This window comes from Xylophilus sp., assembly GCA_009914555.1.
Taxonomy (GTDB): domain Bacteria; phylum Pseudomonadota; class Gammaproteobacteria; order Burkholderiales; family Burkholderiaceae_C; genus WNDY01.
Map to the genome: position 1 here is coordinate 1 of WNDY01000030.1, position 13310 is coordinate 13310.

A 13310-nucleotide genomic window follows, 5' to 3' on the forward strand; every position below is an offset into this window, starting at 1 on the left:
AACTGCGCGTCGTAGCGCAGCAGGCCCTCGGTGACCTTGGCGCTGATGGTGCGGATGTCGGTGTTGGTCTCGGTCAGCGACAGCAGCGACGTGGGCTCGGTGGCCGCAATGGTCAGCGTGCCGCCGGGCTGCGGCGCCTGGGCGGCGGCCGACAGGGCGGCGATCAGGGCGATGGCGGCGGCCGCGCATCGCCAAGCGTGCAGGAGGGACATGGTGGCTTCTCCGGTGGTGCGCTCGGCGCCTCCGCATTCAACCAAAGCACGTCCCGGCAAACGCTTCTTTCGATATGCGGTTCCCGTTGGTGCGGTCCGTCAGGCGAGCCGGCCTCGGGCAAGGTAGTGGCCGCCGATCAGCGGGTACTTCCAGTGCACCGGATCGTGCACCGTGTGCGTGCGGGCATTGCGCCAGTGGCGGTCCAGGCCGTGCTGGGCGCGCGTGGAGCTCGCGCCGCCGAGCTGGAAGATCACGTTGCTCGCGAGCAGCGCGGCCTCGGTCGTGAGGATCTTGGCCTCGGCGAGCGCGACGGTGGCCTCGTCGCGCGCGGCCGCGTCGCCGCCCTGGGCCGCGTCGAACAGCCGCGTGCCGCGCTCCAGCAGCGCCTCGGCCGCATGCACGCGCACAACGAGGTTGCCGACCTCCTGGCGCACGTAGGGGTCGTCCACGGCCTGCTGCACGCCGGCGCGGCCGTGGCCGCGCGCGCGGCCGCGGGTGTAGGCGATGGCGTCGTCGGCGGCGGCGCGGGCGATGCCGAGGTCGATGGCGCTGTGCACCAGGTCCGGCAGGCCGAAGCTGCCCGAGATTGCGCGGGCGCGCTCGCTGTCGAGCACGCGGCCCGGCTCCACCACCACGCCCTCGGCCACCAGCGTGCCGCTGGCCGTGGTGCGCTGACCGAAGCCGTCCCAGTCGTCCACGATTGAGAGGCCCGGCGCGTGGCGGTCGAGCACGGCAGTGACGGCGCGGCCGACCTCGTCCACCGCGCCGACCGAGACCAAGTGCGAGAACAGCGCGCCGGTCGCGTAGAACTTGCAGCCGTCGAGCACGTAGTTGCCGTCGGCGCGCCGCACCAGCGTGGTCGTGGTGACGCCCGAGCGCGGCCCGCCGGCCTCGGCATGGCCGTTGCCCCAGCGCCAGCCGGCCAGTACCTTGCCGAACAGCTCGGCCTGCTGCGCGGGCGTGCCGACCGCCTCGACGATGGCATTGGCCAGCAGGATGCTGAGGAACAGCTGGCCGAGCGACGGATCGGCCTCGGACACGGTGGCGACCACGCGGCCGACCGTGGTGTACGACACGCCCGCGCCGCCGTGGCTGCGTGGCACGCGCAGCGCGAGCAGGCCGCTGTGCGACAGCGCGTCGAGCTCGGCCCAGGGCAGGCGGCGCTCGCGGTCGCGCAGCAGCGCACCGGTACGGAAATCGGCCGCAAGCTGCCGGGCGACGTCGATCGCCTCGGCGTCGTCGGCGATGCGGTGCGCCGGCATGGCCGGCGGGTCCACGCGGTACGCGGCAGGCTCATGGGACGGGGAGGTGGCGGCGTGCAGGTCGGTATTGCTCATGGAGGATGCCGGGGAAAAGGGTTCAGGCCAGCCAGGCGTTGGCGAAGTTGCCGTACAGCCCTTCGGCCGAATCGAGGAAGTCGCGCAGGCGGCGCTGGCTCACGACGACACGCGCACCGGCGACCAGCGGGATGCGCGGCAGGTCGGCCTGCGCGAGCTGCTGGAAGCGCACGTAGTGCGCGCGGCGCTTCGCCGGGTCGAGCTCGGTCTGCGCGGCTTCGAGCGCGGCATCCACCGCCGGGTTGGCATAGTGGGTGCCGTTGGAGAAGGCCACGCCGGGCTGGAAGTTCTTCGACCAGTACCAGCGCTGGGTGCCGATGGCCGGGTCCGGGCCCGAGGTGCCGCCGATGATGGCGGTGTCCCAGTCGCGGCGCGTGTAGATGCGTTGGATGAACTCGGGGAAGTCCTGCGTGCGCACCTCCAGCCGCACGCCGATGCGCGCGAGCGCGGCGCGCAGGTACTGCGCGGTCTGCAGGCTCTCGGCACCGGGCGTGGGGTCGTTGCGCACGGTCAGGCGCAGGCCGTCGCGGCCGCGCTTCAAACCCGCCTCGTCGAGCAGCGCCTCGGCGCGCTTCGGGTCGTACGGATACTTCGGCACGTCGTCGGTGGCGAAGGCGGCGAGCGCCGGCGGGATCGGCGACTCGGCCACACGGCCGAAGCCGTAGTAGATGCTGCGGAGGATGAACTGCCGGTCGATCGCATGGGCGAACGCGCGGCGCACCCGCACGTCCTGGAACACCGGGCGGTCGAGGTTGAACTCCAGCGCGGTGAGCGAGGCCGAATAGGCCTCGTCGATCGCCGTGACCGCGAGTGACGGGTTGGCCTTCAGGCGCGCGATGTTGGCGAGCGTGGTGGTGCCCAGGTGCACCTCGCCGGTCTCCAGCGCCGCGCCGGTGGCCGCGGCGTCGGGCACGCTGCGCAAGACGATGCGGTCGAGCTTCGGCCGCGGCGCGTCCCAGTAGCGGGTGTTGCGCTCCAGCTCGATGAAGCTGCCGCGCTGGCGCCGCGCGAAGCGGAACGGCCCGGTGTCCACCGGCGCGGCGTTGCGCGGGTTGGCCAGCGGGTTGCCGGCGTCGGCATAGAGGTGGCGCGGGATCACCTGCGACTCGATCGAGCTCAGCGCCGCCAGCAGGTAGGGCGCGGGCCGGGACAGCCGCAGCACGGCGGTGAGCGCATCGGGCGTGTCCACCGCCGCCACGTTGGCGAAGGTGGAGCGGCCGCGGCCGTTGTACTTCTTCCAGACCTCCAGCACCGACCAGGCCACGTCGGCCGAACCGAACGGCCGGCCGTCGTGCCATTGCACGCCCGGGCGCAGGTGCAGCGTGAGCGCGAGCCCGTCGGCGCTGAAGCCCCAGCGCACGGCCAGCCGCGGGCGCGGACGCAGGTCGTCGTCGAACGTCAGCAGGCCGTCGAAGAGCTTGCTCGACACCGTGTAGATCGCGCCTTCGGTGGAGAAGGCATTGGTCAGCGACTGCGGCTCGTTGGGCTGGGCGATCACGAGCGTGCCGGACGGCATATCGGGGTATGCCCTGGATGCGCCTGCGGCAAGGGCGCTTCCGAGCCATACCCTGCGGTTGATGAGAAAGGTCATGGTCTGGTGGAGTGGGAAGGCAGAAGAGGGGCGCCGGGCACGCCGCACCACGACTGCGGGGGTCGGCGTCCCCTGCGCAATGGCTGGCTGCAGCGGAGGTGGCGCGGCCTGCGACCGCGGGCGCTGCGTGCAGCCTTCATGCCAGCGGCCCGGGCCGTTTCCACGGCGGCCGCAGCTGCGGCGGCGCACGCCGGCCGCGCCGCGCGGTTTTGCACCGGCGCGGTCAGCCATGCTGCAAACACAGCACGCGCCTTGGTGTCGTTGACGCAACGCATGCGAAGTCGCGACATTCGGCCAGCGAGATTGCTTATGCGGGCGCCGGCGCTGCACCACTGACAGCAGCACGGCGGCCCGTGCGGAGGTGCTGCGGGTGCAGATTCGGCGGATGGATTCGCACACCTGTTGCTGCACCTGCAACTGCCGCATCGCCAGCGCCGGACTGCGCGCCGCGCAGCCCGGCGTCCATGGCACGGCCGCTGCTAAACGGTGGACTGCTGCGCGGCAGGCCATCCCACCGGCCTTGCGCAGTCGAACCCACCACCGCCATACGCATACCGCATTCGCTCGAGAGGAACCGCCTTGAAGCACCCGATCCGATCCACCCCCGTCGCCCGTGCGGTCGCCGCGCTGCGGCCCGCTGCGCCGCTGGCCGCGCGCGGCCTCGCCGGCGTGGGCCTGCTGCTGGCTTCGCAGGGCCTGCTGGCCCAGACCACCGAGGCCTCCGCGCCCGCCACCGCGGTGCTCGACGAGGTGATCGTCGTGACCGGCAACCGCGGCGATGCCAAGAGCGTCACCGAAAGCCTCAACCCGATCAGCGTGGTGAGCGAACAGGAACTCGCGCGCACCGGCAAGCAGAACCTGCGCGACGCGCTCTCCGCGCTCGAACCCTCCTACGGCAACGTGCCGCAGTTCAAGGGCCAGCAGGGCCTGGCGGTGAACACGGCCTCGCTGCGCGGCCTCTCGGGCAACCATGTGCTGGTGCTGGTCAACGGCAAGCGCCGCCATGCCTCGGCCGTCGTCATCTCGGGCATCGGCGGCACCGGCACCGACCTCGACCTGATCCCCGTGTCGGCCGTCAAGCGCATCGAGGTGCTCAGGGACGGCGCGTCCGCCCAGTATGGCTCCGACGCGCTCGCGGGCGTGATCAACATCATCCTCAAGGACGCCGACGAGGGCGGCAGCGCCAGCATCACCTACGGCCAGTACGGCAGCGGCGCCCACGTGGGCGGCCTGGGCCACTACGGGCGCACAGGCACGCTGCAGATCAACAAGGGGCTCAAACTCGGCGAGGACGGCGGCTTCCTCAACCTCAGCGCCGACCTCCTGCTGCAGCAGGACACCAACATCGCCGGCCCGGTGCCGACGAGCACGCTGCTCTACCCCTCGGGCGACGCGCGCGAAAGCACGGCCAACCGCTACCGGCAGATCATGGGCCAGCCCAACGTCAATGCCAAGAACGTGGCCTACAACCTCGAACTGCCGCTGCCCCAGGGCCGCACGCTCTACTCGTTCGGCACCTTCAGCCACCGCGACTCCTACGGCTTCGGCACCTACCGCACGCCGGCGGCGTCGCAGAACCTGATCGACATCTACCCCGAGGGCTTCCTGCCCGAGTTCGGCGTGCAGGACCACGACTACCAGGTCGCCGCCGGGGTGCGCGGCAACGACGGGGGCTGGAAGTGGGACCTGAGCACCACGCTCGGCAACGACAACGCGTCGATCTACAACAACAACACGCTCAGCGGCTCCTACGGCTCCGCCACCAAGCGCAACTTCTACCTGGGCGCGGAGCACTATGCCGAGTGGACGACCAACGCCGACATCTCGCGCGAGATCGATACCGGCTGGTTCGACAAGCCGCTGACCGTCTCCCTCGGATACGAGCACCGGCTGTCCACCTTCAAGATCCTCGCGGGCGAGGAGCAGTCCTGGAACTACGGCGGCGTGGTGCCGTCCACGGGCCAGTGGGCGGGCCAGCCGATCACCGCCGGCTCCGCCGGCATGGCCGGCCTTTCGCCCGAGGCCGCGGGCTCGTGGCGCCGCACGACCGATGCCGCCTACATCGACCTGACGCAGGCCGTCACGCAGGACTGGACGCTCTCCACGGCCGCGCGCTTCGAGCACTACGACGACGTGGGCAACGTGCCCTCGGGCAAGGTTTCGACGCGCTACAAGGTCTCGCCGACCCTCGCGGTGCGCGGCTCGCTGAGCAACGGCTTCGCCGCGCCCTCGCTGCAGAACACCTACTACACCAACATTTCCGCGGGCTGGAACCGGGACACCAACACCGGCGAGTGGGTGCAGGGCCGCGGCGGGCTGCGCCCCGCCTCGAACGAATATTCGCGGGCGCTCGGGGCCACCGACCTGCGGCCCGAGAAGTCGCGCGACCTGAGCCTGGGGTTCGTGTGGACCCCGGCCAAGGGCACGAACGTGACGGTCGATGCCTACCAGATCGACATCCGCGACCGCATCGTGCAGTCCACGACCCTCAACTACAGCACCCCGGCCGTCAATGCCATCCTGGCCGCCGCGGGCCTTGACTCGCAGAACGTGAGCTACTTCACCAATGCGGGCGACACGGTCACGCGCGGGCTCGACCTCGTGGTGGACCACACGCAGAACCTCGGTGGGCTCGGCGCCATCAAGTGGGTGTTCACCGACAGCGTGCTGTCCACCAAGATCAAGAAGCTCAACAACCCGGCCGTGCTGACGGCCGCGGGCATCTCGCTCGTCGGCCGCGACGTCGTGAGCAAGCTCACCGAGGCGCAGCCCAAGAACCGGTTCACGATTTCGGGCAACTGGGTCTACAACGACTGGGACGTGCTGCTCAAGGTGCGGCACTACGGCAAGTCGGTCACGCGCAACGCCACCGCGGCCGACCGCGACGAGTACAACCCCGCGGCGACCCTCGTCGATACCACCGTCGGCTACTGGATCAACGACAAGACCAAGCTGTCGATCGGCGTGAACAACCTGTTCGACCACCGGCCGAACCAGCTCACCGATGCGGCCGTCAAGTATTTCGGCTTCCCGGTGGACCGGCCGAACTACACCTGGACCGCGCCCTACGACAACAACGGCCGCTACGTCTTCGCGCGGCTCGACGTATCGTTCTGATACAGTCCAAGAGTATGGCGCTGCAGTGCTTTTCCATCAACCGCCGTGGGGCTATACTCTCCGCGATATCGGCAGCTGCCAGCCCGTTGGCCGCAGCCGGCGCGCCGGTGCGCGGCGGCACGCTGGTGATCGGCCCGGGGCCGGAGCTCACGACGCCGCTGACCAGCGCGATCACCACGGCCGGGCTCGCGCAGACCGTCTCGGGCAAGATCTTCGACGGCCTGCTCACGTTCGACGCGCAGCTGCGCCCGCAGCCGCAGCTCGCGACGGGCTGGAGCGAGGCGGCCGACGGCCGCTCCATCACCTTCCGCCTGCGCCCCGGCGTGAAGTGGCACGACGGCGCGCCGTTCACCTCGGCCGACGTGGCCTTCTCGGCGCTCGAAGCCTGGAAGAAGTACCACAGCCGCGGCCGTTCCACCTTCGCGCCCGTCGAGGCGGTGGACACGCCCGACGCGCTGACCGCCGTCTTCCGCCTGTCGCAGCCCGCGCCGTACCTGATCGCGGCGCTGATGTCGGGCGTGGAGGCGCAGGTGATCCCGCGCCACGTGTTCGGCCGCGGCGACATCCTGGCCAACCCGGCGCTCAACGCGCCGATCGGCACCGGGCCGTTCCGCTTCGTGCGCTGGGAGCGCGGCAGCCACATCGTGCTGGAGCGCAATGCCGGCTACTGGGACGCGCCGCGCCCGTACCTCGACCGCGTGATCCTGCGCTTCACCGCCGACCCGGCGGCCAACGCCGCGGCGCTGGAGGCCGGGGAGGTGCACATCGGCCTGCTCGTGCCTTTCGCCGACTATGCGCGGCTCGGCCGGCTGCCCGGCCTCCAGGTCATCCGGCAACCGCTGAACTATGCCGCCAGCGTCAACGTGCTCGGCTTCAACCTCGACCGGCCCGTGCTGCGCGACGTGCGCGTGCGCCAGGCGTTCGCCCATGCGGTGGACCGCGAGGCCATCGTGCGCAGCATCTGGCACGGCCTGGCGACGCCGGCCGAGTCGCCGATCGCGCCCTCGCTCGACGGCTTCGCCGCGCGGGACATTCCGCGCTATCCGCTCGACCTCGCGCGCGCCGAAGCCCTGCTGGAGCAGGCCGGCCTGCCGCGCAAGGGCCGCGGCCCGCGCCTGGTGGTCACCTGCGACGCCGCGCCCACCGGCCCGCTCCCGGCCGTCGGCCAGCTGCTGCGCAGCAACCTCGCGAAGATCGGCGTGGACCTGCGGGTGCGCTCGTCGGACTTTGCCGAGTTCGTCAACCGCGTCTACACCCGGCGCGACTTCGACACCGCGCTCTACGGCGGCAGCACCGGCCCGGACCCGACCATCGGCATCCAGCGCTACTACTGGTCGAAAAACTTCCAGCCCGGCGTGGCCTTCTCCAACGGCGAGCACTACGCGAGCGCCGAGGCCGACCGCCTGCTCGAAGCTGCGCAGACCGAGCGCGACGCCGCCCGGCGCCGCGACCTCTTCGCGCAGCTCCAGCGCCGCGTGCTGGCCGACCTGCCGCGCATACCGCTGCTGCAGCAGGACTCGGTGCTGGTACAGAGCCGCCGCGTGCAGGGCGTGGCCAACGTCGACGACGTGCGCGGCAACCTCGCCAGCGCCTGGCTCGCCGCATAAATTCCAGGAGAGACCTATCCATGACCACCACCGCGCCCCGCCAGCTCCACCTCAACATCAACGCGCTCAACGCCGGCGTCTACGCCTCGGCCTGGCGCTGGCCGGCGAGCGACCCCGGCGGCTTCGCCGACCTCGGCCACTACCTGCGCATCGCCCGGCTCGCGGAAAAAGCGAAGTTCGACGCGATCTTCCTGGCCGACACGCCGGCGATCAAGGACCGCATCGACCTGCGGCCGATCAACGCGCTCGAACCCACCGTGGTGCTCGCCGCCATCGCCGCGAGCACCACGCACCTGGGCCTGATCGGCACTGCGTCCACGAGCTTCAACGAGCCCTACAACATCGCCCGGCGCTTCGCCACGCTCGACCGCATCAGCGGCGGCCGCGCGGCCTGGAACATCGTGACCACCGGCGTGGACGAGGCCGCGCGCAACTTCGGCCAGGACGCGATCGCCGCGCACGGCCAGCGCTACGAGCGCGCCGCGGAGTTCGCCGACGTGGTGCGCCGGCTCTGGCATTCGTGGGACGACGACGCGCTGGTCGGCGACAAGGCGCGCGCGCTGCTGGTGGACCCGGCGAAGCTCCATGCGGTCGACCACCACGGCGAATACTTCCGCGTGCAGGGCGCGCTGACCACGCCGCGCTCACCGCAGGGCCATCCGGTGCTGGTGCAGGCCGGCGGCTCCGACGACGGCCGCGGGCTCGCGGCCCGGCATGCCGAGGCGATCTTCACCGTCTCGCAGACGATCGAAGACGGCGTGGCCTATGCCAAGGACGTGCGCGAGCGCGCCACGCGGCTGGGCCGCAACGGCGCGGGCATCGTGCTGCTGCCGGGCCTCTCCACCGTGATCGGCGACACCGAGGCCGCCGCGCGCCAGCGTCACGAGGCGCTGGCCGACCTGATCCCGCCGGCCTATGGGTTCGCGCGCCTGAGCAGCGTGCTGCACCGCGACGTCTCCACGCTGGACCTCGACGCACCGCTGCCCGACGACCTGGCGCCGCCGGCCGACGGCCACCACACGGCTTTTCATTCGACCGTGGGCCTGGCGCGGCGCGAGAACCTCACGCTGCGCCAGCTGCTGCGCCGGCTGGGCGGCGGCATCGGCCACCGCGTGGTGATCGGCACCCCCGAGCAGGTGGCCGACGACATCGCACGCTGGTTCGCCGCCGGCGCGGCCGACGGCTTCAACCTCATGCCCGACGTGCTGGCCGACGGCTTCGAGGCGTTCACCGAGCAGGTCGTGCCGCTGCTCCAGCGCAAGGGCATCTTCCGCCGCGAGTACGAGCACACGACGCTGCGCGGCCACCTGGGCCTCGGTGCGCCCGAGAAGCCATGACCCCCACGCGCTCCCGCTGCGCGCGGTCCGTCGCCCCCCGCGGGGGCCGTTTTTCGCCTTGGGGCGGCCCGGCGGCGAAAAAGCCATGACCGCGTCGCTGCTCAACGCACTGTTCGCCGGCCGCCCGTTCGCCGGCGGCGACCGCGAAGGCTGGTTCGCGGTGCATGGCGGCGCGGCGCGGCTGCCCGCCGTGCTGCGCCAGCCGGTGCTCGCGAGCTTCGACGCGCTCGCCCAGCGCTACCGCGGCCCGCTCTCGTTCGGCCGCGGCCTGCGCGATCCGCAGACCTTTGACAGCCATGCCAGCCCGGCGCGGCTCGCGCGGCTGGGCCTCACGGTCTACCTGCGCGACATCGCGCCGGCGGTGCCCGGCGCGCACGCGTTCCTGCAGGCGCTCGAAGCCGAGCTCGGCATCGGCGAGGGCACGGCGCGGCTCACCGCGTTCGCCTCGCCGGGCGACGAAGGCGTGTCGCTGCACTACGACGCCGAGGAGGTCATCTCGGTCCAGCTCGCGGGCCGCAAGACCTTCCACGTCGCGCCGATGGAGGAGATCGCCGCGCCGTACGGCGCGCAGTTCGGCCCCGGCATGGCCGCGGTGGAAGACCTCTACGAGCAGCTCGGCGACCGCCTGCCCGACCCGGCGCGCGCCCGCTTCGAGACGGTGGAGATGGCGCCCGGCTCGGTGCTGTGGCTGCCGCGCGGCACCTGGCACCGCACCGAGGCGCGAGGAACCGATTCGTTCTCGCTCACGATCGCGCTGCGGCCGCAGACCGCGCTCGACGCGCTGCTGGCGCAGCTGGAGCCGCTGCTGCGCGCCGAAGTGCGCTGGCGCCGCCCGCTCTACGGCCTGCGGCCCGCGAGCCCCGGCCGCGCCGACGCCCTCGCGCCGCTGCACGGCCTGCTGTCCACCTTGCCCGCCACGCTCGCGCGGCTGCCGGCCGATGCGCTCGCGCCGCGCACCGAGCCCGAGCGCATCGCGGCCATCGGCCCGGCGAGCCGCTTCGCGCGCGTGCCCACCTCGCGGCTGGAGGTGGGGCCGGCAGCGCCCGGCCGCGCGCTGCTGGTGCTGCATGCCTGGGACCGCGACTGGGTGGAGCGCGAGACGCTGCGCACCGAGATACCCGCAGCCGTCGCGCCGCTGGCCCGGCATCTCGCCGCGCGCGAAGGCGCCTTCGCGGCCCGGGCGCTGCATGCCGAATTCGCCGCCCTGCCCGCGGCGCACGTGCGCCAGCTGCTGCAGCTGCTGGTGCGATCGCACTTCCTGCGCCTGCTGGCGCTTCCTGATTCCTCCGCACCGACATGACCACCGCATCCGCACCCGCGCAGCAGCTGCGCTTCGGCTTCATCCTCAGCGGCGCCGGCGCCGGCTGGGGCGACTGGCGCCACCCGGATGCCAACCCGGCCGCGAGCACCAGCCTGCCGCACTACCTCGCGCAGGCCCGCGCGGCCGAGCGCGGCGGCCTGGACTTTCTGTTCGTGGCCGACAGCCTGGCGATTACGGCCAAGTCGGGCCCGCACTACCTCAACCGCTTCGAGCCGCTGACCATCCTGTCGGCCCTCGCCTCGGCGACCGAGCGCATCGGCCTCGTCGGCACGCTGTCGTCGAGCTACAGCGAGCCGTTCAACGTGGCGCGGCAGTTCGCCTCGCTCGACCACATCAGCGGCGGCCGCGCGGGCTGGAACGTGGTCACGTCGTGGCGCGACGGCACGGCCGAGAACTTCGGCCGCGAGGCCCACCCGGACCACGACCGCCGCTACCGCCTCGCGGCAGAGCACCTCGACGTGGTGCAGGGCCTGTGGGACTCGTGGGAGGACGACGCGCTGCTGCACGACAAGGCCGGCGGCCGGTTTTTCGACGCGGACAAGCTGCATGCGCTGGACCACGAAGGCGAGTTCTTCCGCGTGCGCGGGCCGCTCAACATCGCCCGCTCGCCGCAGGGCCAGCCGGTCGTCTTCCAGGCCGGCGCGTCGGAGCAGGGCCGCGACTTCGCCGCGCGGCGGGCCGATGCGATCTTCGCGATCCAGCCCGACATTGACGCGGCTCGCGCCTACCGCAGCGACCTGCGCGGGCGCGCGCTGCGCCACGGCCGCACGCAGCTGCCGCTGGTCTTTCCGGGCATCCGGCCGGTGTCCGCGCCGACCGCGGCCGAGGCCGAGGAGAAATTCGCCGCGCTGGCGGCGCTGCAGACGCCCGAGCAGGCGATCGCGGCCGTGGGCTGGCACTTCAACGACTTCGACTTCTCCGGCGTTGCGCACGACACGCCGTTCGCCGCGATCCCCGGCATCGAAGCCGCCGCCCGGCACCACGCACCGCGCCGCATCCTGGAGGAGGCGCGCGCCGACCGGCTCACGCTGATCGCGGTCGCGCGCCGCCACGCCGTCTCGCGCACCCACTTCGTCGGCAGCCATGCGCAGGTGGCCGGCGCGTTGGCCGACTGGCTGGCGCAGGGCGCGGCCGACGGCTTCAACATCAGCGAAGCGCTGCCGGGCTCGCAGGCCGACTTTATCGACGGCGTGCTGCCACTGCTGCGCCGGCGCGGCCTGGCGCGCGACGGCTACGGCGCGGGCCGCACGCTGCGCGACCACCTGGGGCTGGACATCCCGGTCAATCGCCATGCCGCCGAGGCCGGTTCCAGGGACGTTTCAGATGTAAACGGTCGTTAGCCCCCTTGCCGGCAGGTGGGAGCGGTCGCCAAGATGCGCCCACCATGAACGCAGCCCTGCCCGCGCCTCTGCAATACGACCTTGCCGGTCTGGCCCAGGCCATCGCCCACGCCCATGCCGAGGACGCGCTGGTCAACACACTCGGCGCGGACCAGTGGGAACTGCTGCGCGGCTACCTGCTTCCGGTCGCGCTGGCGCAGGGGCAGCTGCTGTTCACCCGCGGCGTCGAGGACCGCACGCTGTTCTTCATCGAAAGCGGCAGCCTCAGCGTGCACTACGAGGACGACAAGGGCCGCGTGCGGCTGGCCCTGGTGGGCGCAGGCACGGTCTTGGGCGAAGCCGGCTTCTTCTCGCACCGCCCGCGCGTGGCCACGGTGCAGGCCAGCGCGGCGAGCCGGCTCTGGAGCCTGCCGGCGCTGCGCTTCTCCGAGCTGAGCAACCGCCAGCCGGCCGTGGCCCTGGGCCTGTCGATGGCCGTGGGCGCGGTGCTGGCCAAGCGTATGCGCAGCCGCCGCAGGCGCGTGGCCAGTACGTGAGCCCCTGGGGGGCGGCCCCATCCTGCAACCATCAGTTGCAGTGCTGGGATTTGACTGTGGCTTGCCAACTGCTGCGGCTATGCTGCACAGCAGGCCGCGCCGCACAACAGGGTGCGCGGCCGTGTTGCCCTGACGCCGACCCGCCTTCCATGCCCTCTCTGTTCCAGCGGCTGTTGCGCCGCCCCGCCAAGCCCGCGCGCGCCGCGCACGAACCCGCCGACCTGCTGCCCTCCGATGCCACGCGCCCGCTGGTGCATGGCCGCGACTTCGCCGGTCCGCCGCCGCCGGTCGAGCACGCGGTGAACCGCCGCGCCGAGCGCCTGGAGCGCCGCGAGCTGCTCTACGCGGTGGTGCGCGACACGATGGTGCGCGCCGGCGTGCTGTCGGCCAGCTACAAGTTCAAGGTGCTGGCGCTGGACCCGCAGGGCCGGCAGTTCCTCGTGATGATCGACGTGGCCCGCGACCACGGCGGCGACACGGCCCGCCTGAGCGAGACCGAGGCCCTGCTCGCGCAGACCGCCAAGGCGCGCCACGACATCCTGGTGACCGCCGTGTACTGGCGCATCAACGACCACGTGGCCGTGGGCCAGCCGCGCCGCAGCGGCCCGGCCGGCACGCCGGCGGCACCCCCTGCCGCACCGGCGCCACGCCCGGCTGCGCAGCCGGTGCGCGCCGCGGCCTACCGGCCCGAGCCGATCGGCTCCGACGAGATGGCCGCCTTCCAGCGTGCACTGGCCAGAGGCACGGCAGCCGCCCCGGCCGAGCCGCCTGCCCGCTCCGCGCTGCGCCGGCCGCCCGCGGCGACCGGCTTCGAGGACACCGAAGTGCCCGACGGCCGCGACCCGCGCCCGCAGGGCCTGAGCACGACCCAGTACGGTGACCTGATCTAGCCGGACTCCGCCCGTGCGGGG

The 13310-nt window shown here is 72.4% G+C and carries 9 protein-coding genes and 1 pseudogene; 7 read left to right on the forward strand and 3 right to left on the reverse strand.

Annotated elements, in window-relative coordinates:
• The 3 genes and pseudogenes from GAK38_RS13825 to GAK38_RS13835 all read right to left on the reverse strand — a co-directional run.
• A pseudogene (locus GAK38_RS13825) lies at positions 1-212 on the reverse strand (ABC transporter substrate-binding protein); the annotation flags it as partial.
• A 99-nt stretch (positions 213-311) separates the two neighbouring features.
• Complete coding sequence (locus GAK38_RS13830) at positions 312-1475, reverse strand: SfnB family sulfur acquisition oxidoreductase (protein WP_443089220.1); 1164 nt, start codon at positions 1473-1475, stop codon at positions 312-314.
• 97 nt (positions 1476-1572) lie between these two features.
• Positions 1573-3066 (reverse strand): ABC transporter substrate-binding protein, encoded by a 1494-nt coding sequence (locus GAK38_RS13835; protein WP_325345035.1) that lies wholly within the window; start codon positions 3064-3066, stop codon positions 1573-1575.
• 654 nt (positions 3067-3720) lie between these two features.
• Between GAK38_RS13835 and GAK38_RS13840 the strand changes: the two genes are divergently transcribed.
• The 7 genes from GAK38_RS13840 (at position 3721) to GAK38_RS13870 (ending at position 13289) form a co-directional block, all read left to right on the forward strand.
• Complete coding sequence (locus tag GAK38_RS13840) at positions 3721-6258, forward strand: TonB-dependent receptor plug domain-containing protein (RefSeq protein ID WP_325345037.1); 2538 nt, start codon at positions 3721-3723, stop codon at positions 6256-6258.
• Positions 6259-6344: 86 nt separating this feature from the next.
• Positions 6345-7865, forward strand: coding sequence for an ABC transporter substrate-binding protein (locus GAK38_RS13845; protein ID WP_325345039.1), 1521 nt, complete (start codon positions 6345-6347; stop codon positions 7863-7865).
• A gap of 20 nt (positions 7866-7885) precedes the next feature.
• Positions 7886-9202, forward strand: a complete 1317-nt coding sequence (locus GAK38_RS13850; RefSeq protein WP_325345040.1) for an LLM class flavin-dependent oxidoreductase — start codon at positions 7886-7888, stop codon at positions 9200-9202.
• An 85-nt stretch (positions 9203-9287) separates the two neighbouring features.
• Positions 9288-10502, forward strand: coding sequence for a JmjC domain-containing protein (locus tag GAK38_RS13855; RefSeq protein WP_325345042.1), 1215 nt, complete (start codon positions 9288-9290; stop codon positions 10500-10502).
• Positions 10499-11863, forward strand: a complete 1365-nt coding sequence (locus tag GAK38_RS13860) for an NtaA/DmoA family FMN-dependent monooxygenase (protein ID WP_325345044.1) — start codon at positions 10499-10501, stop codon at positions 11861-11863. The genes GAK38_RS13855 and GAK38_RS13860 overlap by 4 nt, the downstream gene beginning before the upstream one ends.
• Before the next feature lie 44 nt (positions 11864-11907).
• Complete coding sequence (locus GAK38_RS13865) at positions 11908-12399, forward strand: Crp/Fnr family transcriptional regulator (RefSeq protein WP_325345046.1); 492 nt, start codon at positions 11908-11910, stop codon at positions 12397-12399.
• 149 nt (positions 12400-12548) lie between these two features.
• Positions 12549-13289 (forward strand): hypothetical protein, encoded by a 741-nt coding sequence (locus GAK38_RS13870; RefSeq protein WP_325345047.1) that lies wholly within the window; start codon positions 12549-12551, stop codon positions 13287-13289.
• The last annotated feature ends 21 nt before the right edge of the window (positions 13290-13310 follow it).

What these genes read in the sequence shown, in the direction of transcription:
- GAK38_RS13830 (WP_443089220.1), bottom strand. Translation starts at nt 1,475, where the DNA reads ATGCCGGCGCACCGCATCGCCGACGACGCCGAGGCGATCGACGTCGCC.
- GAK38_RS13835 (WP_325345035.1), bottom strand. Translation starts at nt 3,066, where the DNA reads ATGCCGTCCGGCACGCTCGTGATCGCCCAGCCCAACGAGCCGCAGTCG.
- GAK38_RS13850 (WP_325345040.1), top strand. Translation starts at nt 7,886, where the DNA reads ATGACCACCACCGCGCCCCGCCAGCTCCACCTCAACATCAACGCGCTC.
- GAK38_RS13855 (WP_325345042.1), top strand. Translation starts at nt 9,288, where the DNA reads ATGACCGCGTCGCTGCTCAACGCACTGTTCGCCGGCCGCCCGTTCGCC.
- GAK38_RS13860 (WP_325345044.1), top strand. Translation starts at nt 10,499, where the DNA reads ATGACCACCGCATCCGCACCCGCGCAGCAGCTGCGCTTCGGCTTCATC.
- GAK38_RS13865 (WP_325345046.1), top strand. Translation starts at nt 11,908, where the DNA reads ATGAACGCAGCCCTGCCCGCGCCTCTGCAATACGACCTTGCCGGTCTG.
- GAK38_RS13870 (WP_325345047.1), top strand. Translation starts at nt 12,549, where the DNA reads ATGCCCTCTCTGTTCCAGCGGCTGTTGCGCCGCCCCGCCAAGCCCGCG.